Raw genomic sequence first — 25,564 nt, forward strand, 5'->3', positions numbered from 1 at the left:
GTCGGTGCCCCGAAGCCTCCCGGCGGTGGGTCCTGCGGTGCTCCGAAGCCACCCGGCTGCGGCGGCTGGTTGGGCGGCTGGCTCATCAGCGCGTTCCCCCTTATGACTCACTGATTTTTAGCCACGGCCCGGGGTACGCGCTGCCCCCGCGGCCGTCTCAGGCGATCGTCCGGACTGTCGCGGACAGTCCTCCGAGACACTCCTCGGACGGCCTTTCTATCACCCGCGGCCGACAGCCCACCGGGCCGCGTCCGCCCCTGTTCCCAAGGGAGAACCGGCCCGTGATGCCACTGTTACGCGCCTTCACGCCCTCTTCACGCCACCCGCGCCCCCCACGCGCAGGGCTCCGGAGGCCAAGGGCTAGGCGTCCTCGGCCAGTTCAAGCCAGCGCGTCTCCAGCTCCTCGCGCTGCCCGGCCAGTCCGCGCAGCTCGGCGTCGAGTTCGGCCACCTTCGCGAAGTCCGTGGCGTTCTCGGCGATCCGGGCGTGCAGCTTGGACTCCTTCTCGGAGACCTTGTCGAGCTGCCGCTCGATCTTCTGCAGCTCCTTCTTGGCGGCGCGCGCGTCGGCGGCGCTCTTCTCGGGCACGTCGGCGGCCGGCTTCCGCACCGGGGCGGGAACGGCCGCCGCGGCCGCCTCCTCCATGCGCTGCCTGCGCTCCAGGTATTCGTCGATGCCGCGCGGCAGCATCCGGAGCGCGCCGTCGCCGAGCAGGGCGAAGACCCGGTCGGTGGTCCGCTCGACGAAGAACCGGTCGTGGGAGATGACGATCATCGAGCCGGGCCAGCCGTCGAGCACGTCCTCCAGCTGGGTCAGGGTCTCGATGTCGAGGTCGTTGGTGGGCTCGTCGAGGAAGAGGACGTTGGGCTCGTCCATGAGGAGGCGGAGCAGCTGGAGCCGCCGCCGCTCACCGCCGGAGAGGTCGCCGACCGGCGTCCACTGCTTCTCTTTGCCGAAGCCGAAGGTCTCGCACAGCTGCCCGGCGGTCATCTCGCGGCCCTTGCCGAGGTCGACGCGCTCGCGGACGCGCTGCACGGCCTCCAGCACCCGCCAGGTGGGGTCGAGTTCGGCGACCTCCTGGGAGAGGTAGGCCAGCTTGACCGTCCGGCCGACGCGGACCCGTCCGCTCACCGGCTGCTCCTCGCCGTCGCTGCGGGCGGCGTCCCTGAGGGTGCGCAGCAGGGAGGTCTTGCCGGCGCCGTTGACACCGACCAGGCCGATGCGGTCGCCGGGGCCGAGCTGCCAGGTGACGTGCTTGAGCAGCACCTTGGGACCGGCCTGGACGGTCACGTCCTCCAGGTCGAACACGGTCTTGCCGAGCCGGGACGAGGCGAACTTCATCAGCTCGCTGCTGTCCCGGGGCGGCGGCACGTCGGCGATCAGCTCGTTGGCGGCCTCGACGCGGAAGCGGGGCTTGGAGGTACGGGCGGGGGCCCCGCGCCGGAGCCAGGCCAGCTCCTTGCGGACCAGGTTCTGCCGCTTGGTCTCCTCGGTGGCGGCGATGCGCTCGCGCTCGGCGCGGGCGAAGACGTAGTCGGAGTAGCCGCCCTCGTACTCGAAGACGTCGCCGCGCTGCACGTCCCACATGCGGGTGCAGACCTGGTCGAGGAACCACCGGTCGTGCGTCACGCAGACGAGCGCGGACCGGCGCTCGCGCAGATGCCGGGCGAGCCAGGCGATGCCCTCGACGTCGAGGTGGTTGGTGGGCTCGTCGAGGACGACGAGGTCCTGCTCCTCGATGAGCAGCTTGGCGAGCGCGATCCGGCGCCGCTCGCCACCGGAGAGCGGCCCGATGACGGTGTCGAGCCCCTGCGGGAAGCCCGGCATGTCCAGCCCGCCGAACAGCCCGGTCAGCACGTCCCTGATCTTGGCGTTGCCGGCCCACTCGTGGTCGGCCAGGTCGCCGATGACCTCGTGCCGGACGGTGGCCTCGGGGTCCAGGGAGTCGTGCTGGGTGAGCACGCCGAGCCGCAGGCCGCCGGAGTGGGTGACGCGGCCGGTGTCGGGCTCCTCCAGCCTGGCCAGCATCCGGATCATGGTCGTCTTGCCGTCGCCGTTGCGGCCGACGACGCCGATGCGGTCCCCCTCGGAGACGCCGAGGGACACGCCGTCGAGGAGTGCACGGGTGCCGTACACCTTGCTGACGTTCTCGACATTGACCAGATTGACGGCCATTTCTCTCCTGCCTGGGGGATCGATCAGCCTTCCAGCGTAGGCCCTCCGGGGGGTGGGGTGACGCGGGCGGGGGTGGTCACTCTTTGTGGTGACCTCTGTCGGACTGCCCGGCTACCGTAGAAGGCAGGCAGCAGGATCCCGTCCATGGGAGGAACCATGACCGCCGAGTCAGTAGAGCACCGCCGCCAGCAGTGGCCGGTGCCCCCCGTGGACGGCTACACCGTGGACGACCTGTTCACCCTGCCGGATCTCCCGCCGCACACCCAGTTGATCGACGGGAGCCTTGTTTTCGTGAGTCCGCAGCGCCGTTTCCACGCGAACGTGATCGACCTGCTGGTCTGGGGACTGCGTGCCGGCTTGCCCGCCGAGTTCAAGGTCAGCCGGGAGATGACCACCATCCTCGATCAGCGCAATGGCCCGGAGCCCGACGTCAGCGTCATCCGTGCCGAGGCAGTCACCGGGCCGACGCAGACGAGCTATCGGGCCGAGGACGTCCTCCTCGCCGTCGAGGTCGTCTCGCCGGACTCCGAGTCCCGCGACCGAACGACCAAGCCGCAGAAGTACGCCGCTGCGGGCATCCCGAACTTCTGGCGAGTCGAGCAAGGCGGTACCAACGGCAGGCCGGTCGTCCACGTCTACGAACTCGACCCGATGACCGACGCGTATGTACACATGGGCATCCACCGGGACCGGATCAAGGTCGAGAAGCCTTATGTCATCGACATCGACCTGACCGCCATCGACGAACTCTGAGCCGGGTCGCTCACACCACCGTCGCCCCCGCCACCGCCCCCACCGCCGTACGCACGTCACGGCAGGTGCCCGACGCCCGCAGCACGCCGGCGATGTCGGACGCGGAGCCGGCGTCCGGGGCGAGGAAGGCCGTGGTCGGGCCCGAGCCCGAGACCATTGCCGCCAGAGCGCCCGCTGCCCGTCCCGCGGCGAGGGTGTCGGACAACTCGGGGAAGAGGGAGAGCGCGGCCGGCTGAAGGTCGTTCGAGACGGCCACGGCGAGCGCCGTGGAGTCGCCCTTCGCGAGGGCGTCCAGGACCGCCTGGTCGGCGACCGGTGCCGGGATGTCGCCCTCCGCCAGCCGGTCGAACTCGCGGAACACGGCGGGCGTCGACAGTCCCCGCCCGGCGAGCGCGAACACCCAGTGGAACTCGCCGCCGACCTCCAGGGCGGTCAGCCTCTCGCCGCGCCCGGTGCCCAGTGCCGCGCCGCCGACCAGACTGAAGGGCACGTCGCTGCCCAGCTCGGCGCAGATGGCGAGCAGTTCGTCGCGGGAGGCGCCGGTGCCCCACAGGGCGTCGCAGGCGAGCAGGGCTCCCGCGCCGTCCGCGCTGCCGCCCGCCATGCCGCCGGCGACGGGGATGTCCTTGGCGATGTGCAGGTGCACGTCGGGTGCGCGGCCGTACCGCTCGGCGAGGGCCAGCGCGGCGCGGGCGGCCAGGTTGGTGCGGTCCAGGGGCACCTCGCCGGCGTCGGGGCCCTCGCAGGTGACGCGGAGCCCGCCGGCGTCCGGGGCCGCGGTGACCTCGTCGTAGAGGGAGACGGCGAGGAAGACGTTGGCGAGGTCGTGGAAGCCGTCGGGGCGGGCGGCGCCGACCGCCAGCTGGACGTTGACCTTGGCGGGGACGCGGACCGTCACACTCACGTGCTCGTCACTCCTTGTGTTCGGCGATACGCGCGAACTCTTCCACGGTCAGCGCCTCTCCGCGCGCCTGAGGCGACACGCCCGCGGCGACGAGCGCGGCCTCGGCGGCCGCGGCGGACCCCGCCCATCCGGCGAGGGCGGCCCGCAGCGTCTTGCGGCGCTGGGCGAAGGCGGCGTCGACGACGGCGAAGACCTCGCGCCGGGAGGCGGTGGTCTTCAGCGGCTCGGTCCGCCGGACGAGTGAGACCAGCCCGCTGTCCACGTTCGGCGCGGGCCAGAAGACGCTGCGGCCGATGGCGCCGGCCCGGCGGACCTCGGCGTACCAGTTGGCCTTCACGGACGGCACTCCGTACACCTTGTTGCCGGGCCCGGCGGCGAGGCGGTCGGCGACCTCGGCCTGGACCATGACGAGGGTGCGCTCGATGGTCGGGAAGGTCTCGAGCATGTGGAGGAGGACGGGCACGGCCACGTTGTACGGCAGGTTGGCGACCAGTGCGGTCGGGGCGGGGCCCGGCAGCTCGGTCACGTGCATGGCGTCGGAGTGGACGAGCGCGAACCGGTCGGCGCGCTCCGGCATGCGGGCGGCGACGGTGGCGGGCAGGGCGCCGGCGAGTACGTCGTCGATCTCGACGGCGGTGACCCGGTCGGCGGCCTCCAGCAGGGCCAGGGTGAGCGAGCCGAGACCCGGTCCCACCTCGACCACCACGTCGTCGGGGCGGACCTCGGCGGTGCGGACGATACGGCGGACGGTGTTGGCGTCGATGACGAAGTTCTGGCCGCGCTGCTTGGTGGGGCGCACGCCGAGGGCGGCCGCGAGTTCGCGGACGTCGGCGGGGCCCAGAAGGGCGTCGGGGGTGGGGCTGCTCACCCCGCAAGGGTATCCGGGGGCGGCGGCGGCTTTGCCGGGGTCGTGCGGCGGGCCCGTCAGCCCCGCAGCCGGGCCCCGCAGTGCGGCCAGGAACCGGCGCCCGCGCGGACGTACAGCTGCTTCGCGCGGTACGTCTGCTCCGCGGCGGTCGCGTCCTGCGGGCGGCCCTCGCCGCCGAGGCTCTGCCAGGTGTGGGTGTCGAACTGGTAGAGGCCCCCGTAGGTGCCCGAGGGGTCGACGGCGTCCGGGCGGCCGCCCGACTCGCAGGCGGCGAGCCCCTGCCAGTTGAGGTGGTCGGCGCCCCGCACGGACGTGGGGCGGGGGCGGGTGCCGACCAGGATGATCTGCGCGCGGGGTTCGCGCACCAGCTCGGTGCGGAGCCTGCGCGGCTTCTGCCGGACGCCGTTGACGGTGCGCAGAGCGTAGGTGGTGCGGCGCAGTCCGGGCTGTCCGGCCTGCTGGACGACCTCCGTGCCCCGGTACAGCGAGGAGTCCTCCGTCCGGCGGACGTCGAAGGGGACCGGGTCCTCGCGGACCTCCTGCGAGCCGGTGATCCGCAGCACGGTGACGGTCTGGCCGTCGCGGGGGAAGCCGGTCGCGGGGACGGAGGTGGTGTCCTCGCCGCGCAGGGTCACCCCGGCCGCCTCGACCGCCTCCCGCACGGTCGCGGCGTTGGTGCGGACGGTGCGGGCCCGGCCGTCCGCCATGACGGTCACCACCCGCTCGGTCCGCACCGTCAGGGCGAGGCCCTCGCGGCCGATGCGCCGGGAGCCCTCGGTGGACAGGTGGGCGCCCTCCGTCCGGACGCCGAGCTGCCGCAGCGCGCCGTGCACCGTCTCCGCGGTCGTCCACACCTGGCGGCGGTGGCCGTCGAGAGTGAGCAGGACGGGCCGCCCGTGGCGGACGGCGATGTCCTCGCCGCTGGTCAGCGGAGTGCCGGGGGCCGGCACGATCACGTCGTGGGCGCCGACCTCGACGCCCTCCTGCGCGAGCAGCTCGGTCACGTCGTCGGCGAAGGTGTGCAGCGTGCGGGGCGTCCCGTCGACGGTCAGCTCGACCGCCTTGTCCTTGGCGACGAAGGCGGTGGTGCCGCCCGCGAGGAAGGCCACGACCAGCGCGCGGGGCAGCAGGCGGCGCAGGGCGCCGTCCGCGCGTCCGGCCTCCCGCGCCCGGCGCCGCCGCTCGGCCCGCCCGTCGCCCGGTGTGCGGGCGGACGGCAGGACGGCGCCGTACGGCAGGGTCGGCGCGCTGTGCACGTCGTACGGTGCGAGGTACTCGTGTCCCTCAAAGACCTCGGTGGTCTCGAACTGCGTTCTGCTCACGCCGACACGCTCCAGGGGTCCGGATCGGGCCCCCAGAACCTAGCGGAGTGCTCGTCACTCTCCAAAGTGACCCGACTACGCAGCGTGGCGCCGCCTGCCGCCGGTCAGTAGCCGAAGGCGCGGGCCGTGTTCGCGGCCAGGGCGGTCGCCAGGGTGTCCTCGTCGACGCCCCGCACCGCGGCCATCGCCCGCACCGTGACCGGCACCAGGTAGGGGGCGTTGGGGCGGCCCCGGTAGGGCATCGGGGTCAGGAACGGCGCGTCGGTCTCCACCAGGACCAGTTCCAGGGGGGCGACCGCGAGGGCGTCGCGCAGGTTCTGGGCGTTCTTGAAGGTGACGTTGCCGGCGAAGGACATGTAGTACCCGGCGCGGGCGCAGATCCCGGCCATCTCGGCGTCGCCGGAGTAGCAGTGGAAGACGGTGCGCTCGGGGGCACCCTCCTCCTCGAGGACGCGCAGGACGTCGGCGTGGGCGTCGCGGTCGTGGATGACCAGGGCCTTGCCGTGCCGCTTGGCGATCTCGATGTGGGCGCGGAAGGACCGCTCCTGCGCCTCCTTGCCCTCGGGCCCGGTGCGGAAGTAGTCCAGGCCGGTCTCGCCGACGCCCTTGACCTGCGCCAGCGCGGCCAGCCGGTCGATCTCCGCGAGCGCGTCGTCGAGCGCCGCGTCCCCGCCGGGCCGCCGCGCCCCCTGCCGCGACCAGCCGTCGGGGTCGCCGTGGACGATGCGCGGTGCCTCGTTGGGGTGCAGGGCGACGGTGGCGTGCACGGCGTCGTGGGCCGCCGCGGTCTCGGCCGCCCAGCGGGAGCCGGCGAGGTCGCAGCCGACCTGGACGACGGTGGTGACGCCGACGGACGCGGCCTTGGCGAGTGCCTCCGCCACCGTGCCGGACTGCATGTCGAGGTGGGTGTGCGAGTCGGCGACCGGCACCCGGAGGGGCTCGGGGAGCGGGGGCGCGTCGTTCTTGTCGGAGCGTCCCGAGGCGTTCGAAGGCATGCCCCGATCCTACGAAAGCCCCGGCCCGCTCCCCGAGGCCGTCAGCTCGCCCGGCGGTGGAGGTGGAGGGCGTGCAGCAGGTCGCCCAGGTGCCAGTGCCGGCGTTCGGCGGAGAGCCCCGCCGCTCCGGGTCCGGGCGTCTCGGGCACCGGCGGCACCTCCAAGGGGCCGGCGGCCGGCACCCGGTGCGGGCCGTGGTCGGTGCCGCGGACCGAGGCGACCCGCCCCGGCCGCATGATCCGTACGACGTGGCTGTCGCAGTTGGCGCAGGCCGGCCGGGTCAGCGGGGAGGGCACGACGCGGCCGTCCGAGACGTAGCGCACGTACTCGTGGCCGTCGGCGTCCTTGCGGTGCTCGATCTCGAAGGACTGCTCCCAGCCGTGCCCGCAGCGCATGCAGGCGAAGGAGTACGACTCGTGGACGACGGAGGTGGCCCCGGAGGGTATTCCGGTCCGTGCCGCGCTCTCACTCGTGCTCATCCCGGCTCCTTCGGTTCGTTCGCCGTTCCTTCCTCCAGTGGACTCCTCCACCAGCCGGAAAGCACCAGGCAGTGCCGAGTGTTTGAGCCGATTTGGGGTGTCCTTGGCGGAAGGGCCCGGGAGGTCAGGAACGGGTCAAGCGCGGCCGGATCACGCCCCCGCGTTCTTCGCCGCCACCACCGCGTCGAACACCTCCCGCTTGGGCACGCCCACCTGGGCGGCCACCGCGGCGATCGCCTCCTTGCGGCGCTCCCCCGCCTCCTCGCGCACCCGCACCAGGCGCACCAGTTCCGCGGCGTCCAGCTCCTCGGGCCCCCGGTCCGGGGCGCCCTCGACGACGACGGTGATCTCACCGCGCACACCCTCGGCGGCCCACGCGGCCAGCTCGCCAAGACCGCCGCGCCTGACCTCCTCGTAGGTCTTGGTCAGCTCCCGGCAGACGGCTGCCCGGCGGTCGGCGCCGAAGGCCTCGGCCATGGCGGCGAGGGTGTCGTCAAGGCGGTGCGGCGCCTCGAAGTAGACGAGGGTGCGGCGCTCCTCGGCGACCTCGCGCAGCCGGGTCAGCCGCTCGCCCGCCTTGCGGGGCAGGAAGCCCTCGAAGCAGAACCGGTCGACCGGCAGCCCGGACAGTGCGAGCGCGGTCAGCACCGCGGACGGGCCGGGTACGGCGGTGACCCGGACGTCCCGCTCGACGGCGGCGGCGACCAGCCGGTACCCGGGGTCGGACACCGACGGCATCCCCGCGTCGGTCACCAGCAGCACGCGCGCGCCGCCCGCCAGCTCCTCGACCAGCTCGGGGGTGCGGGCGGACTCGTTGCCCTCGAAGTACGACACGACGCGCCCGCGCGGGGTGACGCCGAGCGCCTGGGTGAGCCGGCGCAGCCGCCGGGTGTCCTCGGCGGCGACCACGTCGGCGCCGGCCAGTTCCTCGGCGAGCCGCGGCGGGGCGTCCCGGACGTCGCCGATGGGGGTGCCCGCCAGTACAAGGGTTCCAGTCACGCCCCCATCCTCCCAGGGGCGGACGGGCTTCCTTCCGCGGGACGCATCGGGCGGGTGGGGGCCATGCGCGGGACGTGCACAGCACGGTTCCCTACGATGGCGCGGTGACCAGTACCGCGTCCTCCACGGACACCCGGCAGGACCAGGCACCGCACGGCGAGCGGCCCGCCTGGCAGCAGCGGCTGCGCCGCTTCGGCTACCCGGCGGGGCCCGCGGCCGGCGACGTAGGCGACCGGCTGGTGCCGCCGTACACCGGCCCGGGTCCGCGCCTGTGGGCGTTCCTCGGCCTGTCGAAGCCGCTCACCGGGCGGATCCTGCGCTGGTCGGCGTGGGGCGGGCCGCTGCTGGTGGCGCTCTTCGCGGGCGTGCTGCGGTTCTGGAACCTGGGCAGCCCGAAGGCGGTGATATTCGACGAGACGTACTACGCCAAGGACGCGTGGGCGCTGATCCACCGCGGCTTCGAGGTCAACTGGGACAAGAACGCCAACGACCTGATCCTGAACTCGGGCGGCGACGTCCCGATCCCGGCGGACGCGGCGTACGTCGTGCATCCGCCGGTCGGCAAGTACATCATCGGCCTGGGCGAGGTGCTGTTCGGTTTCGACCCGTTCGGCTGGCGGTTCATGACGGCGCTGCTCGGCACGGTGTCGGTGCTGCTGCTGTGCCGGATCGGACGGCGGCTGTTCCGCTCGACCTTCCTCGGGTGCCTGGCGGGCGCGCTGATGGCGGTGGACGGGCTGCACTTCGTGATGAGCCGCACCGCGCTCCTCGACAGCGTGCTGATGTTCTTCGTGCTGGCGGCCTTCGGGTGCCTGGTCGTCGACCGCGACCGGGCCCGCGCGAAGCTCGCCGCCGCGCTGCCGGTGGACGGGGACGGGCTGGTCCGGCCGGACGCGGACATCGCCGAGACGTTCCGCTTCGGGTGGCGGCCGTGGCGGCTGGCGGCGGGGCTGATGCTGGGTCTGGCCGCGGCCACCAAGTGGAACGGCCTCTACATCATGGCGGCCTTCTGCGTGATGGCGGTGCTGTGGGACGTCGGCACCCGCCGGGTCGCGGGCGCCGAACGGCCGCACCTGGCGGTGCTGAGGCACGACCTGGGCTGGGCGTTCCTGTCCACGGTGCCGGTGGCGCTCGCGACGTACGTGCTGTCCTGGCTGGGCTGGATCCTCTCCCCCGCCGACGGCTCCGGCGGCTACTACCGCGACTGGGCGGCGAACGACGGCGCGCACAGCTCCTGGTCGTGGCTGCTGCCCGACTGGTGGCGCAGCCTGTGGCACTACGAGACCCAGGTGCTGGAGTTCCACACCAACCTGACCTCGCCGCACACCTACCAGTCGAACCCCTGGAGCTGGCTGGTCCTGGGCCGCCCGGTCTCCTACTTCTACGAGTCGCCGTCCCCCGGCGCGGACGGCTGTCCGGCCGACGCGGGCGAGAAGTGCGCCCGCGAGGTCCTGGCGCTGGGCACGCCGCTGCTGTGGTGGGTGGGCTGCTTCGCGCTGCTGTACGTCCTGTGGCGCTGGGCCTTCCGCCGCGACTGGCGCGCGGGCGCCATCGCCTGCGGCATCGCGGCCGGCTACCTGCCCTGGTTCCTGTACCAGGAGCGGACCATCTTCCTCTTCTACGCCGTCGTCTTCCTGCCCTTCCTGTGCCTGGCGGTGGCGATGCTGCTGGGGGCGGTCATCGGCCGCCCGGGCTGCGGCGACGCCCGCCGCGTCGCGGGCGCGACCGGGGCGGGCGTACTGGTCCTGCTGATCGCGTGGAACTTCATCTACTTCTGGCCCCTTTACACCGGCACCGCCATCCCGATGGAGGACTGGCGGTCGCGGATGTGGCTGGACACCTGGGTCTAGCCGGGCGTTCGGCAGGGCGGTCGGGGTGAGGGGCTCTGCCCCGGTCCCGACCGCCCTGCGCGTGGGTGTGGTGGTCCGTCAGTTGCAGAAGTTGAGGATGGGGAGGAGACCGTTACCGCACTGGAACTCCTCGCCGTCCCCGCCGCCGCCGTGGCCCGAGGCGGTGGCCGTGGCGGCGTGGGTGGCGGGCGTCACGGCCACGGCGGACGTGGCGGTCGCCACCCCCGCAGCGCAGGCGATGCCGACGGCGGCACTCACCACGAGTGCGCGGGCTCGGAGGGAAACTGCCTTCTTGTGCTGAGGTGTTGTGTTCATGAACTCACCATGCACAGCTTCGCGATCAGTCGCTCACCGAGGGCATCCGAGCGGGTGAGCCACCCCCGCACGGGGCCCGGCCGGCATGCGCTCGAGGGATGCGCCGGCCTCGGCCGACCGGGCTCCGGGGTGCGGGCGTTCCGTGCGGACGACCGGTCCGCGAGCGCGGCCCCGGGCAAGTCGTGCACGGGTGCGGCGAGTTCGTCGGGTGCCTGGACGACCCAGAACAACGACCGGATCCGAGCACGCCTCATCTCCATTCGGCCACCATCCGGAAACTTTCGTACCGCCGGTCACGCCCTGCACATAGAGTGCGACCCACAAGCGCTTCTGAACGCGTTCAAGTCGGCGCTCGGAAGATCGGACGGGGAGACGGGGAGGGGACTGCCCATGGGCAGGGGGGTGAAGGTCGCCGTCATAGGCGGCGTGTTCGCGGTGATGGTCGGCGGGGCCGGGTACGGCGCGTACAACGTTGTCTCGGCGCTCGACGGGGGCGGGGGGTCCGGCGCCGCCGGGGCGTCGGTCAAGAGCGGGCCGCCCAGTGGGGACGAGGTCGAGGAGACGGCCCAGAAGTTCTTCGCGGCGTGGGAGAAGGGCGACGCGGTGACGGCGGCGTCGCACACGAACAACGCCTCGGTCGCCACGACGCTGCTGACGGCCTACGGCGAGGAGGCGCACATCTCCGGCGTCGAGATCACGCCCTCCGCCGCGGCCGGCGCGTCCGTGCCGTTCACCGTCAAGGCGAAGGTGGCGTACGAGGGCACGACCAAGCCGCTGACGTACAAGAGCACCCTGAAGGTCGTGCGCGGCGAGACCAGCGGGCGGGCGCTGGTGGACTGGCAGCCGTCCGTCGTCCACCCCTCGTTGAAGGACGGGGACACCCTGGTCACCGAGGAGTCGGCGACCCCGCAGATCGAAGCCGTCGGGCGGGACGGCGAGGTGCTGACGAAGGAGAGGTACCCGTCGCTGGGACCGGTCCTGGCCACGCTCCGGGAGCGGTACGGTGCCGAGGCGGGCGGCACCCCGGGCGTCGAGCTGGTGGTCCGGCACACCGCGCAGGACGCCCCCGACTCCCCGTTGCTGACGCTCAGCAAGGGCGAGCCCGGCAAGCTGCGCACCACGCTCAGCGCGGGCGTGCAGGCGGCGGCCGAGAAGGCCGTGAAGCGGTACGGCGAGTCGTCCGTGGTCGCGGTCAGGCCCAGCACCGGCGAGGTGCTGGCCGTGGCCAACAACCGCGCGGACGGCTTCAACGCGGCCTTCCAGGGACGCGTCGCCCCCGGCTCCACGATGAAGATCATCACCGCTGCGATGCTCATCGACAACGGCGTGACCTCGATGAACGAACCCGCCCCCTGCCCCGACACGGCGACCTGGCAGAGCCAGACCTTCAAGAACCTGACCGGCATGGAGCCGAACGAGGGCGCCACGCTCGCCAACACCTTCATGCGGTCCTGCAACACGGGCTTCATCAAGCTCGTCGACGAGGACCCGCTCTCGGACTCCTCGCTGACCCAGGAGGCCCAGGAACGCTTCGGGCTGGGCCGGGACGACTGGCAGACCGGCATCGTCTCCTTCGACGGCAGGGTCCCCGCGTCCGACGGCCCGGACCGCGCGGCCAACGCCATCGGCCAGGGCGAGGTCCAGATGAACCCGCTGAACATGGCGTCGGTGACGGCGACCGCCATCACCGGCGAGTTCCGCCAGCCCTACCTGGTCTCCAGCGACCTGGACGACCGCGAGTTCGCCACCGCCAAGGGGCTGCCGCAGAGCACCGCGGCCCAGCTCAAGCAGATGATGCGGCTCACCGCCACCCAGGGCACCGGCCGGCCGGCGATGGCGGGCCTCGGCGGCGACATCGGCGCGAAGACCGGGTCGGCCGAGGTCGACGGGCAGACCACGTCCAACAGTTGGTTCACCGGCTTCCGCAACGACGTCGCGGCGGCGGCGATGACCGAGGAGGGCGGCCACGGCGGCGACGCGGCCGGCCCGATTGTCGCGGACGTGCTACGAGCGGGCGGCTGAGGGCAACGGCCACGGTGGATGCGCCTACTGTGGTCGGGTCGTTGGAAGCATGAGGCAGCGAGGGCACGGAGCGGCCCGGGATCCGGGCGCCGAAGAGGACGGGACGCAGTGAGCAGCAGAAGGGGCGCCGGCGAACGGCGCAGGACGGCACCCGCCGTGATCGGTGGGGTGGCCGCGGTGGTCGTGGCCGGTGCCGGGTTCGGCGCCTACGCGATGTTCGGCGGCGAGTCCGGCGCCGAGGACGACGCCAGGACGAAGTCCGCGCCGGCCGACGAGGTGAAGTCGGGCCCCCTGACTGCGGCCGAGATCACCTCGACGGCGCAGGGGTTCCTGACCGCGTGGCAGAAGGGCGACACGGCCGGCGCCGCCGCCGCGACCGACGACGCGGAGGCCGCGGAGGCCCTGCTCACCGGCTACGCCAAGGACGCCCGGATCAAGGACGTCACCCTCACCGCGGGCACCCCGGCCGGGGAGAAGGTCCCGTTCTCCGTGAAGGGCACGGTCGCCCACGGGAAGACGACCGCGCCACTGGCGTACGAGAGCGCGCTGACCGTCGTGCGCCGGGTGGGCGACGGCGAACCCCGCGTCGACTGGCACGCCGCCGTCGTCCACCCGGAGCTGAAGGACGGCGACAGACTGGTCACCGGCGAGGCCGGGGACCCGCCGGTGAAGGCGCTGGACCGGGACGGCGCCGAGATCACCGCCGCGAAGTACCCCTCGCTCGGCAGCGTCCTGGACGGTCTGCGCGAGAAGTACGGCGACAAGGCGGGCGGCACCCCCGGCATCGAACTGCGCGTGGTCCGCGGCAAGGAGTCGAAGGCGGCGAAGGCCGCCGACAAGACCCTGCTGGAGCTGAGCAAGGGCACCCCCGGCACCGTGAAGACCACCCTGGACCCCGCCCTCCAGGCGGCCGCCGAGAAGCAGGTGGACGGCAAGGAGCGCGCGTCGGTGGTCGCGCTGCGCGCCTCCACCGGCGAGGTCCTCGCGCTCGCCAACGGCAGCCACGGCTTCAACACCGCCTTCCAGGGCTCCCTCGCCCCGGGCTCCACGATGAAGGTCGTCACGGCCTCGATGCTCATCGAGAAGAACCTGGCGTCGATGGACAAGAAGCACCCGTGCCCGAAGTACTTCAGCTACGGCGGCTGGAAGTTCCAGAACGACGACAAGTTCGAGATCAAGGACGGCACGTTCAAGGCGAGCTTCGCCCGCTCCTGCAACACCGCCTTCATCAGCCAGGCCCCGAAGCTGAAGGACGACGACCTGACCCGCCAGGCCAAGGAGGTGTTCGGCCTGTCGATGAACAACTGGTCCGTCGGTGTGTCCACCTTCGACGGCTCGGTCCCGGTACAGAGCGACGCCCAGATGGGAGCCTCCCTGATCGGGCAGGGCGGGGTGCGGATGAACCCGCTGAACATGGCGTCGGTGTCGGCGACCGTGAAGTCGGGCGGCTTCCACCAGCCCTACCTGGTCGCCCCCTCGGTCGACGGACGGGCCCTCGCCACCGCCTCCCGCACCATGTCGGCGGGGACGCTGGCGCAGTTGCGCGAGCTGATGTCCTACACGGCGGCGTACGGCACCGCGGCGGAGGCGATGGCCGGGGTGAGCGGTGACGTCGGCGCGAAGACCGGCTCGGCGGAGGTCGACGGCCAGAAGCAGCCCAACGGCTGGTTCACCGCGTACCGGGGCGACGTGGCCGCGGCGGGCGTGGTCCAGCAGGGCGGCCACGGCGGCGATACCGCGGGTCCGCTGGTGGCGGCGCTGCTGAAGGCGAGCGGCTGACCGGCCGGCGTGGTCCGGGCACGCGGCCGGTGGCTCAGTGGGCCACCGGCTGTGCCGCGGCGGTGTAGGTGCGGCGCAGGAAGCGGATGAGCGGCTTGGTCTCGAACTGGACAACCGAGCAGCCCTGCGGGGAGTGGAACTCGACGACGGCCTGCACCCGGCCGCACGGCCACACCCGCACCTCGCCGGTCCCGGTGGGCGCGCGCAGGCCCTGTTCCAGCAGGTCACGGGGGAAGGTCCACTCCCGGACGCCGGGGGCGCGCCCCCGCGCGGGCAGCGCGACACTCACGGATCGCGGGTCGCGGTCGGGGTCGTAGCGCAGGACGACGGGTATCGCTCCGCCGTCGTCCTGGCCGGGGAGGTCCGCGTCCGTGAGGATGTGGGCTCGTGCGTACTGCTCGACTACGGACATCGGATGCCCCTTACGCTCTGCCACCTGTGCGAAAGCCGTGCGTCCACCCCCCTCCAATGTCCCATATTTCCCTATTTACGCCTTCCGGGCCGAATATCACATGTGAGGTCAGCCTTTACCTCGCTCTTGCGAACCGCTCGCAACTGGTCCCTATCATCGAACCGTGCATGTACCTGACGGATTCATCAACGCCCCGACCTCCGCCGTCACCGGAGTGGTCGCCGCCGGCGCCGTGGCGGTCAGCCTGCGCGGCGCGCGCCGGGAGCTGGACGAGCGGACGGCGCCGCTGGCCGGGCTGGTCGCGGCGTTCATCTTCGCGGTGCAGATGCTGAACTTCCCCGTCGCGGCGGGCACCAGCGGACATCTGCTGGGCGGCGCCCTCGCCGCGATCCTGGTGGGCCCCTACACGGGCGTCCTGTGTGTCTCCGTCGTCCTGCTCATGCAGGGCATCCTCTTCGCCGACGGCGGGCTGACCGCGCTCGGCGTGAACATCACGGACATGGCGATCGTCACCACGGTCGTCGCCTACGCCCTCTTCCGGGGCCTGGTGAAGGTCCTGCCGCGCACCCGCCGCTCGGTCACCGTCGCCTCCTTCGTCGCCGCCCTCGTCTCGGTGCCGGCCGCCGCCCTCGCCTTCACCCTCCTGTACTGGATCGGCGGCACCACCGACATCGCCATCGGCAAGGTCGCCACCGCGATGGTCGGCGTGCACGTGCTGATCGGCATCGGCGAGGCCGCGATCACCGCGCTGACCGTCGGCGCCGTCATCGCCGTACGCCCGGACCTGGTGTACGGGGCGCGCGGGCTCCAGCAGCGGCTCAAGCTGCGCGTGAACGGCGAACTGGTCGACGCCCCCGACGCGGAGCCGGCTCCCGCCCCCGCCGCCCGCTCGCACCGCAAGCTGTGGATCACCGGGCTGGTCACCTCCCTCGTCCTCGCCGGCTTCGTCAGCTTCTACGCCTCCGCCAACCCCGACGGGCTGGAGAAGGTCGCCGCCGACAAGGGCATCGACGAGAAGGCCGAGGAGCACGCCAACGCCGACTCCCCGCTCGCCGACTACGGCGTCGAGGACATCGCGAACGCCCGTGTCTCCGGCGGCCTCGCGGGTGTGATCGGCGTCGGTGTCACGGTCGTCGCGGGCAGCGCGGTGTTCTGGGCGGTGCGCAGGCGCCGCAGCGACGACGCCTCGCCGACGAACACGGACACCACCGTCTGACATGGGTGCCGGCCACGCCCATCGGCTCCACCGGCCCGGGGACTCCCCCGTGCACGGCCTGCCCCCGCACACCAAGCTCGCCGCCACGTTCGCCTTCGTGGTCGTCGTCGTGTCGACGCCCCGCGAGGCGATGTGGGCCTTCGGCCTCTACGCGCTGCTGCTCACCGCGGTGGCGTGCGCGGCCCGCGTCCCGGCGGGCTTCCTGCTCAAACGGCTGCTGATCGAGGTGCCGTTCGTCGCGTTCGCGGTGCTGATGCCGTTCGTGGCGGAGGGCGAACGCGTCGAGGTGCTCGGCATGTCGCTGAGCGTGAGCGGCCTCTGGGGCGCCTGGAACGTCCTGGCCAAGGGCACCCTGGGCGTCGCCGCCTCCGTACTGCTCGCCTCCACCACCGAGCTGCGCTCCCTGCTGCTCGGCCTCCAGCGGCTGCGGCTCCCCCCGCTGCTGGTGCAGATCGCGACCTTCATGATCCGGTACGGGGACGTGATCGCCGACGAGATGCGGCGGATGCGGATCGCCCGGGAGTCGCGCGGCTTCGAGGCGAGCGGCGTCCGGCACTGGGGCGTGCTCGCCAAGTCGGCGGGCGCGCTCTTCATCCGCTCCTACGAACGCGGCGAGCGCGTCCACCTGGCCATGGTCAGCCGCGGCTACGCCGGTTCCATGCCGGTCATCGACGAGGTGACCGCGTCCCGGGCGCAGTGGTCGTACGCGCTGGCCCTCCCGGGTGCGGCGCTCGTCGTCTGTCTGCTGGGATGGACCCTGTGACCGCTTCCCTGGACGTCTCCGGCCTCGCCTACGCCTACCCCGACGGGCACCAGGCCCTGTTCGGCGTCGACTTCTCCGTCGCCCGCGGCGAGCGGGTCGCGCTGCTCGGGCCGAACGGCGCGGGCAAGACGACCCTGGTCCTGCACCTCAACGGCATCCTGACCGGCGGCACCGGCACGGTCACCGTCGCCGGGCTGCCCGTGGACAAGCCGAACATGGCGCAGATCAGGCGCCGGGTCGGCATCGTCTTCCAGGACCCCGACGACCAGCTCTTCATGCCGACCGTGCGCGAGGACGTGGCGTTCGGACCGGCGGCGGCCGGGGTGAAGGGGCCGGAGCTGGAGGCGTGCGTGGACCGGGCGCTGGCGCTGGTCGGCATGGCGGAGTTCAAGGACCGGCCCCCGCACCACCTGTCCTTCGGGCAGCGGCGCCGGGTGGCGGTGGCGACCGTGCTCGCCATGGAGCCGGAGATCCTGGTCCTGGACGAGCCCTCCTCCAACCTCGACCCGGCCTCCCGCCGCGAGCTCGCCGACATCCTGCGCTCCCTGGACGTCACGGTCCTGATGGTCACCCACGACCTCCCCTACGCGCTGGAGCTGTGCCCACGCGCCCTGATCCTCAGCGACGGCGTGATCGCGGCGGACGGCCCGACCGCGGGCCTGCTCTCCGACGAGGCGCTGATGCGCGCCCACCGGCTGGAACTGCCCTTCGGCTTCGACCCGCGGTCCGTGTCGACGGGCGGGTGAGGAATCACCGGCGGTCGGTGGCGGTTGCATCCACTGGCGCGGGCGACCGGAAGGGACGTACAGAGGTGGACGTGGACGTGCACGGCACAGTGGCCGAGGGCTTCGAGCCGGTGAGGGACGCGTTCGCGGGCAACTTCGCGGCGCTCGGCGACCGGGGCGCGGCGGTCGCCGTCTACCGGGACGGGCGCAAGGTCGTCGACCTGTGGGGCGGCACCCGCGACGTCGACGGCACCGAACCCTGGCGCCGGGGCACCGCCCAGGTCGTGCGCTCGGCGACCAAGGGCGTCGCCGCCGCCGTACCGCTCCTGCTGCACCAGCGCGGGGAGCTGGACCTGGACGCGCCGGTGGGCGAGTACTGGCCCGAGTTCAAGGCGCACGGCAAGGAGCGCGTGCTGGTCCGGCACGTGCTGAACCACCGGGCCGGGCTGCCGGTCCTGGACCGCCCGCTCACCCCCGAGGACGCCCTCGACCCGCTGCGCGGCCCACGGGCCGTCGCCGCGCAGGCACCCGTGTGGGAGCCGGGCACCGACCACGGCTACCACGCGCTGACCTACGGCTGGCTGCTGGACGAGCTGGTCCGCCGGGTGACGGGCCGGCGGGGCGCCGGGGAGTGGATCGCGGACGAGATCGCGCGGCCGCTCGCCCTGGACCTGTGGGTGGGGCTGCCCGCCGCGGAGGAGGCGGCCGGCCGGGCCGGCCGGGTCGGGCGGCTGGAGGACCCCGCCCCGGGGCCGTCCGGGAACGGCCCGCGGCTGCGCCCCAAGCGCGCCGTCACCGAGGCCTACGCGGACCCCGGCTCGCTCACCCGCCGTGCCTTCGCCGCGATCACGCCCTTCCCGGACCAGAACGACCCGGCCCACCGCGCGGCCGCCCTCCCGGCGACCAACGGCGTCGCGACCGCCGACGGGCTGGCCCGCTTCTACGCCGCGCTGATCGGCGACGTGGACGGGGTGACCCGGCGGGTGCGGCTGTTCGAAGCGGCGACCATGGAGCGGGCCCGGGCCGAGGAGTCCGCCGGGCCGGACCGGGTGCTGGTCGTGGGCACCCGCTTCGGCCTCGGCTACATGCTGCACGGCAGCGCCTCGCCGCTCCTGTCCCCCGGCTCCTTCGGCCACCCGGGCCGCGGCGGCGCCCTCGGCTTCGCCGACCCGGAGGCCGGTGTCGCCTTCGGCTACGTCACCAACGGCTTCCGCAAGACGGTGACGGCGGACCCGCGGGCGCAGGCGCTGGTGCGGGCGGTACGGGAGTCGCTGCGGCGGACCGGCACGGACGTGGACACCCCTCAGACGTGAATGGGGTGTGACGTCCGTCCCGAGGCCGCGTCGATCTCGTCGTGCGCCTTGGTGAGCAGCTGCATCGCCAGCTCGTTCAACGCGCGGGCCCCCGCGACCTCCTCACCGACCCGTGGCTGCTGGGAGTCGATCCGGTGCCGGCTGGCGTGGCCGTGCGCGCGGACCTCGGTGCCGTCGGGGAGCCGCACCATCGCGACCGCCCGCGTGTGCTGGTCGTCCTCCATGAACTCCATCTCGACGTGCCATCCCACTGCGGTGTGCATCATGAGGATCACCTCCGGAAGACCTGCTTCCAGGGTGCTCCTCACGGCCGCCGCCCGCACCATGCCGGCCGCTCCGGCTCATCCCGCGTGACGCGTGGGGTGCGGCTCATCCCGTGTGCAGCATCAGCCCGATCCCGACGACCAGGAGCCCCGCGGCCGCGATCCGGGGCGCCCCGAACCGCTCCTTGAAGAAGAGGGCCCCGATCGCGGCGCCGACCAGGATCGAGGACTCGCGCAGCGCGGCGATCGGCGCCAGTTCGGCGCGCGTCTGCGCCCACAGGACGAGTGCGTAGGCGCCGACGGAGAGCACCGCGCCGAGCAGCCCCAGTCCGGCCAGGGGCCGCAGCAGCGCCCAGGCACCGGCGCGGTGGCGGTGGAGGAAGTAGGCCGGGAGGACCGTCCCCTGCACCGCCATCAGCCAGGCGACGTACCCGAGGGAGGACCCGGAGGCGCGCACGCCGAGCCCGTCGACCACCGTGTACGCCGCGATGCTCACGCCGGTGGCGAGGGCCGCGCCGATCGCCGCCCAGTCGGGCCGGCGTCCGCGCAGCCCCCACAGGGCGACGCCGGTCAGTCCGGCGCAGGACAGCAGGACGCCGGCGGTCGCCCAGCGGTCCGGTACCTCGTGGGCGAAGAGGGCGGCGCCCACGGTGACCAGCAGGGGCGCGCTGCCGCGGGCGATCGGGTAGGCCTGGCCGAAGTCGCCCAGCCGGAAGGACCGCATGAGCAGCGCGTAGTAGGCGATGTGGAGGGCGGCCGAGACCAGCAGGTACGGCCAGGCCGCGGCCCTCGGGAACGCCGTGAACGGCAGCAGCGCGAGGCCGATGAGCATCCCGCCGCCGGATATCAGCGCGAAGCCGGTGAGCTTGTCCGTGATCCGGTGGGCGATCGCGTTCCAGCTTGCGTGCGTGACGGCGGCGAGCAGGACGGCCCCGGTGACCAGTGGGGTCACGCGGAGCGCTCGCGCACGTCCACGAGGGTGGCGCCGGCGGTGGTGACGAGGTCCTTGGGCGCCATCGGGAACACGGCGTAGGGGGTGCCGGCGGCCGCCCAGACGACCTCGTGGGCGAGGAGCGAACGGTCGGCGAGGACGCGGGTCGGGTTGCGGTGCCCGAAGGGCGGGACGCCGCCGATCGCGTATCCGGTGGTCTCCCGTACGACGTCGGCCTTGGCGCGGGTGACCTTCTGCGCGCCGAGTTCCTCCCGGACGCGCTCCAGGTCGACGCGGGAGGCGCCGTCCATGAGGACCAGGACGGGCACGCCGTCGGCGGCGAAGATGAGGGACTTGCAGATCTGGCTCAGCTCGCACCCGATCGCGGCGGCGGCCTCGGTGGCGGTGCGCGTGGCCTCGGGGAACCGCCGGGCCTGGGCGGCCAGATCGCCGAGGCCGAGTCCGTTCAGGGCCTCGGCGAAGCGGGGGTGGGCGGCGGAGGCGTCGTCGGTGGTGGTCATGGACGGCACGGTAGCGGTCCGTGTAGCCGGCATGCGACCTGGTTCCGCGGCGCCCCGGGCGGGCCCCGTACGGCCCTGTAACGGAGGAAGCCGGTGAGGGCAGCCCCGTCCCCACGGAGCCCTCACCGGCTGGTTTCGCTGTCCTCCTGTCAGAGGCGGCGGGTCAGGTGCGCACCAGTTCCCGGTCCTCGTCGGGGCCGGAGCCCCGCTCGTCGGCCGCGCGCAGTCCCTCGCCCTCGACGTCCACGTTGGGCAGGGCGCGGTCCAGCCACTTCGGCAGCCACCAGGCCTTCTTGCCGAGCAGCGCGAGCACCGCCGGGACGAGGGCCATGCGGACGACGAAGGCGTCGAAGAAGACGGCGATCGCCAGGCCGAAGCCGATCATCTTGACCATCGACTCGCTGGAGCCGATGAAGCCCGCGAAGACCGCCATCATGATGACCGCGGCGGCGGTGACGACCCTGGCTCCGTGCTTGAAGCCGGTGACGACCGCCTGGCTGGGCTTCTCCCCGTGGACGTACGCCTCACGCATGCGGGTGACCAGGAAGACCTCGTAGTCCATGGCCAGGCCGAAGACCACGCCGACCATGAAGATCGGCATCATCGACATGACCGGGCCGGTCTCCTCGACGCCCATCAGGCCGGACAGCCAGCCCCACTGGAAGACCGCGACGACCGCGCCGAGCGCCGCCATGACGGAGAGCAGGAAGCCGAGCGCCGCCTTCAGCGGGACCAGGATCGAGCGGAACACCACGATCAGCAGGAGGAAGGCCAGGCCGACGACGAGGACCAGGTACGGCAGCAGCGCGTCGTTCAGCTTCTCGCTGACGTCGATGTTCATCGCCGTCGAGCCGGTGACCAGGGTCTGCGCGCCGGTGTCCGCCTCGATGTCGCCACCCGCGTCGCGGATGGCGTGCACCAGGTCCTCGGTCTGCACGGAGGACGGCTTGGAGTCCGGGATCACGCTGATCGTCGCCGTGTCGCCGCCCTTGTTGGGGGCGGGCGGGGTCACCGCCACGACACCGTCGAGGCCCTCGATCTCGTCGGAGACATGGGTGAAGGCGTCCTTGGGGGCGTCGCTGCCCTTGGCGTCGACCACGACCATCAGGGGGCCGTTGAAGCCCGGTCCGAAGCCCTCGGAGAGCAGGTCGTAGGCGCGGCGCTGGGTCGTGGACGTCGGCTGGGAGCCGTCGTCGGGCAGGCCGAGTTCCAGGTCGGAGGCGGGGATCGCGGCGGCGCCGAGGCCTATCACGCCGAGGAGGAGGACGGCCAGGGGCCGGCGGACGACGAAGCTCGCCCAGCGGGTGCCCAGGTTGGCCTTGGCCGGTTCGGTCTCCTTCTTCGGCTCGCTCTTCGCACCGCCCCGGCGACGGCCCAGGAGCCCGCCCTTCGCGCCGGCCGGCTTGACGCGGCGTCCGGCGTAGCCGAGCAGTGCGGGGATCATCGTCAGGGCGATCAGGACCGCGATGGCGACGGTGCCGGCCGCCGCGACGCCCATCTTGGTGAGCATCGGGATGTTGACGACCGCGAGGCCCACCAGGGCGATGACGACGGTGAGGCCGGCGAAGACGACCGCGGAGCCCGCGGTGCCGACCGCCCGGCCCGCCGCGTCCTCGCGCTCACGCCCCTCGGCGAGTTCGGCGCGGTAGCGGGAGACGATGAACAGGGCGTAGTCGATGCCGACCGCGAGGCCGATCATCATCGCCAGGATGGAGGTGGTCGAGCCCAGCTCCAGCGCGCTGGCCAGCGCGGTGATGGAGGAGACGCCGATGCCCACGCCGATCAGGGCGGTGAGCAGGGGCAGCCCGGCCGCGACCAGCGAGCCGAAGGTGATGACCAGGACGACCGCGGCGACCGCGATGCCGATGATCTCGGTGGCACCGGTCTCCGGTACGGCCTGGAGCGCGTCACCGCCGACCTCGACGGTCAGCCCGGACTCCCGCGCCTGCTCGGCGGCGTCCTCCAGGGCGTGCTTGGTGGACTCCTCCAGCTCCATGCCGGAGACGTCGTAGCGCACCGACGCGTAGGCGATGGTGCCGTCCTTGCTGACGGCGTTGCCGGTGTACGGGTCGGCGACCGAGGCGACCTCGGAGCCGTCCGCCAGTTCGTCGACGGTCTTCTCGACCGTCGCCTTGTTCCCGGCGTCCGTCATCTTCTCGCCGGACGGTGCCTTGAAGACGACGCGGGCCGTCGCCCCGTCGGCGCTCTGGCCGGGGAAGCGCTGTTCCAGCAGGTCGAAGGCCTTCTGGGCCTCGGTTCCGGGGATGGAGAAGGACGTGGAGCCGGCGGGCGGGGCGCTGGCCGCGCCGACGCCGGCGAGCGTCAGCAGGGCCACCCAGATCAGGGCGACGAAGTGCCGTCGGCGGAAGGCGAGCCGTCCGAGTTTGTAGAGGAACGTGGCCACGGGGGCGTACTCCCGGTCAGGTCGTGGGAACTTCGGGGCAGGGGGGAACGGCCCGACGACGTGAGCGGTGACGTCAGATGGGGCTCAGCAGGGTGTCGCAGCCGAGGGTCCGGCTACAGGGACGTGTCAGACGTGTCAGTGGTGGAGACGCCGAGTGCGGGGAGGATCACGGCGTCGATGTAGGAGGCGAGGAAGTCCCGGGTCGGCGGCTGGTCGTCCAGCAGCGTGCGGGTGGCGAAGCCGCCCACCATCATGTGGACGAGGAAGTCCAGGGCGGGACAGTCCGGTCTTATCTCGCCGCGGTCGACGGCGCGTTGCAGCACCCGCCGGAACTCCCCCATCTCGGGTTCGACCAGCTGGTCCCGGAACGCCTGTCGCAGGTCCGGGTTCTGGTGCAGCGCCATGGCGACGCCGCGCATCAGCGCGGAGTTCTGTTCCATGGTGCAGTCGTCCTCGCGGGCCATCACGGCGTGCAGGTCGCCGCGGAGCGAGCCGGTGTCGACGTCGCCGATCTCACCGGGCTTGTTGTGCCGGATGGCCTTGACGACCAGCTCGGCCTTGCCGCCCCACTGGCGGTAGAGCGTCGCCTTGCTGGACCGCGTACGGGACGCGACGGCGTCCATGGTCAGCGCGTCGTACCCGACTTCCCGGAGCAGGTCGAGCACGGCCTCGTACAGCTCGGCCTCGCGCTCGGGAGTGATCCGACTGCGACGCGCGGTGGTTGCCCCGGTCATCTCGCTCACTCCTCTCCGGTCCACTCTGTCAGAACGACACCGTTTCGTACACGACGAATGTACCCCGCCCCGTAACGAAACGAAACGGTTTCGTTCGTGTTCTGGGTCACGGTTGTCGGCTCGCCATAAGTTGCCGGTACCCGGAGCCCGGAAAAGCATGGGGTGGGTGAGTTATCTGCGCCTTCCGCACCTCAGTGGCGACCAGCTCTGCTTCGTGGCAGAGGACGACCTCTGGCTCGCGTCCCTCGACGGACCGGGCCGCGCCTGGCGGCTCACCGTCGACCGCACCAAGGCCGGCCACCCGCGCTTCTCGCCCGACGGCCGGCACATCGCGTACACCAGCTGGCGCAGCCTGGTGCCGGAGGTCCACCTGGTGCCGGTGGACGGCGGCCCCGGCCGGCAGCTCACCCACTGGGGCGGCTTCGACACCCGGGTCTGCGGCTGGTCGCCGCCCGACCCCGACGGCACCACCGCCGTCCTCGCCGTCGCCTCGCACGGCGAACCCTTCTCCCACCTCACCTGGGCCTACAAGGTCGGCCCCGACGGCGACCCCGGCCGCAAACTGCCCTGGGGCCCGGTCACCGACATCCAGGCCGCCGACCTCGACGGGGAACGCCGGACCCTGCTGCTCACCGGCACCCCGCCGCACGAACCCGCCGCCTGGAAGCGCTACCGGGGCGGTGCCACCGGCCGGCTCTGGCTGCACGGGGAGCGGCTCCTGCCCGACCTCGGCGGACACCTGGCCGCCCCCATGTTCGTCGGCGACCGGATCGCCTTCCTCTCCGACCACGAGGGCGTCGGCAACCTCTACTCCTGCGCCCACGACGGCACCGGCCTGCGCCGCCACACCGACCACGACGCGTTCTACGCCCGCAACGCCGCGAGCGACGGGACCCGGGTGGTGTACCAGTGCGCGGGCGACCTGTGGATCGTGGACGACCTCGCGTCCGGCTTGGTGCCGCGCCGGCTCGACGTGCGCCTCAGCGGGCCGCGCGCGGGACGGCGTACGTACCAGGTACCCGCCGCCCAGCACGTCGGCGGCGTCTCCGTCGACGAGACGGGCCGCGCGAGCGCCGTCGTCGTCCGGGGCAGCCTGTACTGGCTCACCCACCGCGACGGACCCGCCCGCACCCTCGCCGACACCCCCGGCGTACGGGTGCGGCTGCCGGAGATGCTCGGCGAGAGCGGCCGGATCGCCTACGTGACGGACGCGGCGGGCGAGGACGCCGTGGAGATCGCCCACCTGCCCCGGGCGACCGGGGGCCGGGCGGCGCGGCGGGCGGCCACCGGAGGGCTCGGCCGGATCCTGGAGCTGGCCTCGGACCCCGCCGGCGACCGCCTCGCCGTCGCCTCCCACGACGGCCGGCTGCTGCTGCTCGACGTCGCGGAGGAGGACGCCGGAGCCGCGGAGGAGCCGGAGGGGGAGGGCACGGGGGCCCCGGCGCGGGACGCCGACGGCACCGCTGCCCCCTCAAGCGGCGTCACCGAGCTGATCCGGTCCGTCAACGGACCCGTGACCGACCTCGCCTTCTCCCCCGACGGAACCTGGCTCACCTGGTCCCACCCGGGCATCGGACGCTCGCTGCGCCAGATCAAGATGGCCCGGATCAACGGGCAGAACGGCCACGACCCGCTCGTCGTCGACGTGACCGACGGACGCTTCGAGGACGAGAACCCGGTCTTCACCCGGGACGGCCGCTACCTCGCCTTCCTCTCCTGGCGCGGCTTCGACCCGGTGTACGACGTGCACACCGGCGACCTCTCCTTCCCGCTGGGCTGCCGCCCCTACCTGGTCCCCCTGTCCTCCGCGACCCCCTCCCC

The 25,564-nt window shown here is 72.9% G+C and carries 22 protein-coding genes and 1 pseudogene; 9 read left to right on the top strand and 14 right to left on the bottom strand.

Translation table 11 applies throughout. The features are described 5' to 3' along the window. Window positions 1–360: 360 nt before the first annotated feature. Window positions 361–2,175, bottom strand: coding sequence for an ABC-F family ATP-binding cassette domain-containing protein (locus DMH12_RS22740; RefSeq protein WP_125493339.1), 1,815 nt, complete (start codon window positions 2,173–2,175; stop codon window positions 361–363). Between the two features lie 144 nt (window positions 2,176–2,319). On the opposite strand from DMH12_RS22740, the gene DMH12_RS22745 reads away from it, so the two are divergent. Continuing rightward, a complete protein-coding gene (locus tag DMH12_RS22745) occupies window positions 2,320–2,928 on the top strand; it encodes a Uma2 family endonuclease (protein WP_260474310.1) in 609 nt (202 codons plus the stop codon). Window positions 2,929–2,938: 10 nt separating this feature from the next. Here DMH12_RS22745 and DMH12_RS22750 read toward each other — a convergent pair whose 3' ends face one another. The 6 genes from DMH12_RS22750 to rsmI all read right to left on the bottom strand — a co-directional run bounded on the left by DMH12_RS22750 (window position 2,939) and on the right by rsmI (window position 8,495). Next, window positions 2,939–3,832 carry a 4-(cytidine 5'-diphospho)-2-C-methyl-D-erythritol kinase gene (locus tag DMH12_RS22750; RefSeq protein ID WP_125493340.1) on the bottom strand — a complete coding sequence of 298 codons (894 nt, stop codon included), beginning with the start codon at window positions 3,830–3,832 and terminating at the stop codon, window positions 2,939–2,941. A 7-nt stretch (window positions 3,833–3,839) separates the two neighbouring features. Further along, the gene (rsmA, locus tag DMH12_RS22755; protein WP_125493341.1) at window positions 3,840–4,700 is read right to left on the bottom strand and encodes a 16S rRNA (adenine(1518)-N(6)/adenine(1519)-N(6))-dimethyltransferase RsmA; all 861 of its coding nucleotides are present in this window, start codon (window positions 4,698–4,700) and stop codon (window positions 3,840–3,842) included. A 56-nt stretch (window positions 4,701–4,756) separates the two neighbouring features. Further along, a complete protein-coding gene (locus tag DMH12_RS40315; protein ID WP_125493342.1) occupies window positions 4,757–6,022 on the bottom strand; it encodes a resuscitation-promoting factor in 1,266 nt (421 codons plus the stop codon). 104 nt (window positions 6,023–6,126) lie between these two features. Next, complete coding sequence (locus DMH12_RS22765) at window positions 6,127–7,017, bottom strand: TatD family hydrolase (RefSeq protein WP_125493343.1); 891 nt, start codon at window positions 7,015–7,017, stop codon at window positions 6,127–6,129. A gap of 41 nt (window positions 7,018–7,058) precedes the next feature. Further along, a complete protein-coding gene (locus DMH12_RS22770; RefSeq protein ID WP_125493344.1) occupies window positions 7,059–7,496 on the bottom strand; it encodes a hypothetical protein in 438 nt (145 codons plus the stop codon). 150 nt (window positions 7,497–7,646) lie between these two features. Then, complete coding sequence (gene rsmI, locus DMH12_RS22775; RefSeq protein WP_125493345.1) at window positions 7,647–8,495, bottom strand: 16S rRNA (cytidine(1402)-2'-O)-methyltransferase; 849 nt, start codon at window positions 8,493–8,495, stop codon at window positions 7,647–7,649. Window positions 8,496–8,599: 104 nt separating this feature from the next. Here rsmI and DMH12_RS22780 point away from each other — a divergent pair, with 104 nt between their 5' ends. Next, window positions 8,600–10,345, top strand: coding sequence for a dolichyl-phosphate-mannose--protein mannosyltransferase (locus DMH12_RS22780; RefSeq protein ID WP_185832474.1), 1,746 nt, complete (start codon window positions 8,600–8,602; stop codon window positions 10,343–10,345). A gap of 78 nt (window positions 10,346–10,423) precedes the next feature. Here DMH12_RS22780 and DMH12_RS22785 read toward each other — a convergent pair whose 3' ends face one another. Further along, window positions 10,424–10,660, bottom strand: coding sequence for a hypothetical protein (locus DMH12_RS22785; protein ID WP_125493347.1), 237 nt, complete (start codon window positions 10,658–10,660; stop codon window positions 10,424–10,426). A gap of 390 nt (window positions 10,661–11,050) precedes the next feature. On the opposite strand from DMH12_RS22785, the gene DMH12_RS22790 reads away from it, so the two are divergent. Both DMH12_RS22790 and DMH12_RS22795 read left to right on the top strand, forming a co-directional pair. Next, entirely contained in the window at window positions 11,051–12,682 is a 1,632-nt protein-coding gene (locus DMH12_RS22790; RefSeq protein WP_125493348.1) for a penicillin-binding transpeptidase domain-containing protein, read from the top strand. A gap of 108 nt (window positions 12,683–12,790) precedes the next feature. After that, window positions 12,791–14,461, top strand: coding sequence for a penicillin-binding transpeptidase domain-containing protein (locus tag DMH12_RS22795; RefSeq protein ID WP_260474311.1), 1,671 nt, complete (start codon window positions 12,791–12,793; stop codon window positions 14,459–14,461). Window positions 14,462–14,495: 34 nt separating this feature from the next. On the opposite strand, the gene DMH12_RS22800 is transcribed toward DMH12_RS22795, so the two are convergent. Then, the gene (locus DMH12_RS22800; protein ID WP_125493349.1) at window positions 14,496–14,873 is read right to left on the bottom strand and encodes an SsgA family sporulation/cell division regulator; all 378 of its coding nucleotides are present in this window, start codon (window positions 14,871–14,873) and stop codon (window positions 14,496–14,498) included. Window positions 14,874–15,036: 163 nt separating this feature from the next. On the opposite strand from DMH12_RS22800, the gene DMH12_RS22805 reads away from it, so the two are divergent. From DMH12_RS22805 to DMH12_RS22820, 4 genes are all read left to right on the top strand, one after another. Then, a complete protein-coding gene (locus tag DMH12_RS22805; protein ID WP_125493350.1) occupies window positions 15,037–16,089 on the top strand; it encodes an energy-coupling factor ABC transporter permease in 1,053 nt (350 codons plus the stop codon). Window position 16,090: 1 nt separating this feature from the next. Continuing rightward, a complete protein-coding gene (gene cbiQ, locus DMH12_RS22810; RefSeq protein ID WP_125493351.1) occupies window positions 16,091–16,852 on the top strand; it encodes a cobalt ECF transporter T component CbiQ in 762 nt (253 codons plus the stop codon). Then, window positions 16,840–17,598: an energy-coupling factor ABC transporter ATP-binding protein gene (locus DMH12_RS22815; RefSeq protein WP_125493352.1), complete on the top strand. Its 759-nt coding sequence runs from the start codon at window positions 16,840–16,842 to the stop codon at window positions 17,596–17,598. The genes cbiQ and DMH12_RS22815 overlap by 13 nt, the downstream gene beginning before the upstream one ends. Window positions 17,599–17,669: 71 nt before the next feature. Next, window positions 17,670–18,890, top strand: a complete 1,221-nt coding sequence (locus DMH12_RS22820) for a serine hydrolase domain-containing protein (protein ID WP_185832476.1) — start codon at window positions 17,670–17,672, stop codon at window positions 18,888–18,890. On the opposite strand, the gene DMH12_RS22825 is transcribed toward DMH12_RS22820, so the two are convergent. From DMH12_RS22825 to DMH12_RS22845, 5 genes are all read right to left on the bottom strand, one after another. Then, window positions 18,881–19,156 (bottom strand): DUF1876 domain-containing protein, encoded by a 276-nt coding sequence (locus DMH12_RS22825; RefSeq protein ID WP_125493354.1) that lies wholly within the window; start codon window positions 19,154–19,156, stop codon window positions 18,881–18,883. The two genes, DMH12_RS22820 and DMH12_RS22825, sit on opposite strands and share 10 nt — an antisense overlap. Window positions 19,157–19,259: 103 nt before the next feature. Further along, window positions 19,260–20,105: a DMT family transporter gene (locus DMH12_RS22830; RefSeq protein WP_125493355.1), complete on the bottom strand. Its 846-nt coding sequence runs from the start codon at window positions 20,103–20,105 to the stop codon at window positions 19,260–19,262. Then, complete coding sequence (locus tag DMH12_RS22835) at window positions 20,102–20,605, bottom strand: YbaK/EbsC family protein (protein ID WP_185832477.1); 504 nt, start codon at window positions 20,603–20,605, stop codon at window positions 20,102–20,104. The genes DMH12_RS22830 and DMH12_RS22835 overlap by 4 nt, the downstream gene beginning before the upstream one ends. A 163-nt stretch (window positions 20,606–20,768) precedes the next feature. Continuing rightward, window positions 20,769–23,009, bottom strand: a complete 2,241-nt coding sequence (locus tag DMH12_RS22840; protein WP_125493357.1) for an MMPL family transporter — start codon at window positions 23,007–23,009, stop codon at window positions 20,769–20,771. 113 nt (window positions 23,010–23,122) lie between these two features. Then, the gene (locus tag DMH12_RS22845) at window positions 23,123–23,743 is read right to left on the bottom strand and encodes a TetR/AcrR family transcriptional regulator (RefSeq protein WP_125493358.1); all 621 of its coding nucleotides are present in this window, start codon (window positions 23,741–23,743) and stop codon (window positions 23,123–23,125) included. Between the two features lie 157 nt (window positions 23,744–23,900). Between DMH12_RS22845 and DMH12_RS22850 the strand changes: the two are divergent. Beyond that, window positions 23,901–25,564: pseudogene (locus DMH12_RS22850) on the top strand (PD40 domain-containing protein); the annotation flags it as partial.

Source organism: Streptomyces sp. WAC 04229 (assembly GCF_003947455.1).
Classification (GTDB): Bacteria; Actinomycetota; Actinomycetes; order Streptomycetales; family Streptomycetaceae; genus Streptomyces.

Bases quoted from the DNA above. Each gene is read 5' to 3' on its own strand.
- DMH12_RS22740 (WP_125493339.1), bottom strand. From the start codon at position 2,175: ATGGCCGTCAATCTGGTCAATGTCGAGAACGTCAGCAAGGTGTACGGC.
- DMH12_RS22745 (WP_260474310.1), top strand. From the start codon at position 2,320: ATGGGAGGAACCATGACCGCCGAGTCAGTAGAGCACCGCCGCCAGCAG.
- DMH12_RS22765 (WP_125493343.1), bottom strand. From the start codon at position 7,017: ATGCCTTCGAACGCCTCGGGACGCTCCGACAAGAACGACGCGCCCCCG.
- DMH12_RS22770 (WP_125493344.1), bottom strand. From the start codon at position 7,496: ATGAGCACGAGTGAGAGCGCGGCACGGACCGGAATACCCTCCGGGGCC.
- DMH12_RS22785 (WP_125493347.1), bottom strand. From the start codon at position 10,660: ATGAACACAACACCTCAGCACAAGAAGGCAGTTTCCCTCCGAGCCCGC.
- DMH12_RS22790 (WP_125493348.1), top strand. From the start codon at position 11,051: ATGGGCAGGGGGGTGAAGGTCGCCGTCATAGGCGGCGTGTTCGCGGTG.
- DMH12_RS22800 (WP_125493349.1), bottom strand. From the start codon at position 14,873: ATGTCCGTAGTCGAGCAGTACGCACGAGCCCACATCCTCACGGACGCG.
- cbiQ (WP_125493351.1), top strand. From the start codon at position 16,091: ATGGGTGCCGGCCACGCCCATCGGCTCCACCGGCCCGGGGACTCCCCC.
- DMH12_RS22815 (WP_125493352.1), top strand. From the start codon at position 16,840: ATGGACCCTGTGACCGCTTCCCTGGACGTCTCCGGCCTCGCCTACGCC.
- DMH12_RS22825 (WP_125493354.1), bottom strand. From the start codon at position 19,156: ATGATGCACACCGCAGTGGGATGGCACGTCGAGATGGAGTTCATGGAG.
- DMH12_RS22835 (WP_185832477.1), bottom strand. From the start codon at position 20,605: ATGACCACCACCGACGACGCCTCCGCCGCCCACCCCCGCTTCGCCGAG.
- DMH12_RS22845 (WP_125493358.1), bottom strand. From the start codon at position 23,743: ATGACCGGGGCAACCACCGCGCGTCGCAGTCGGATCACTCCCGAGCGC.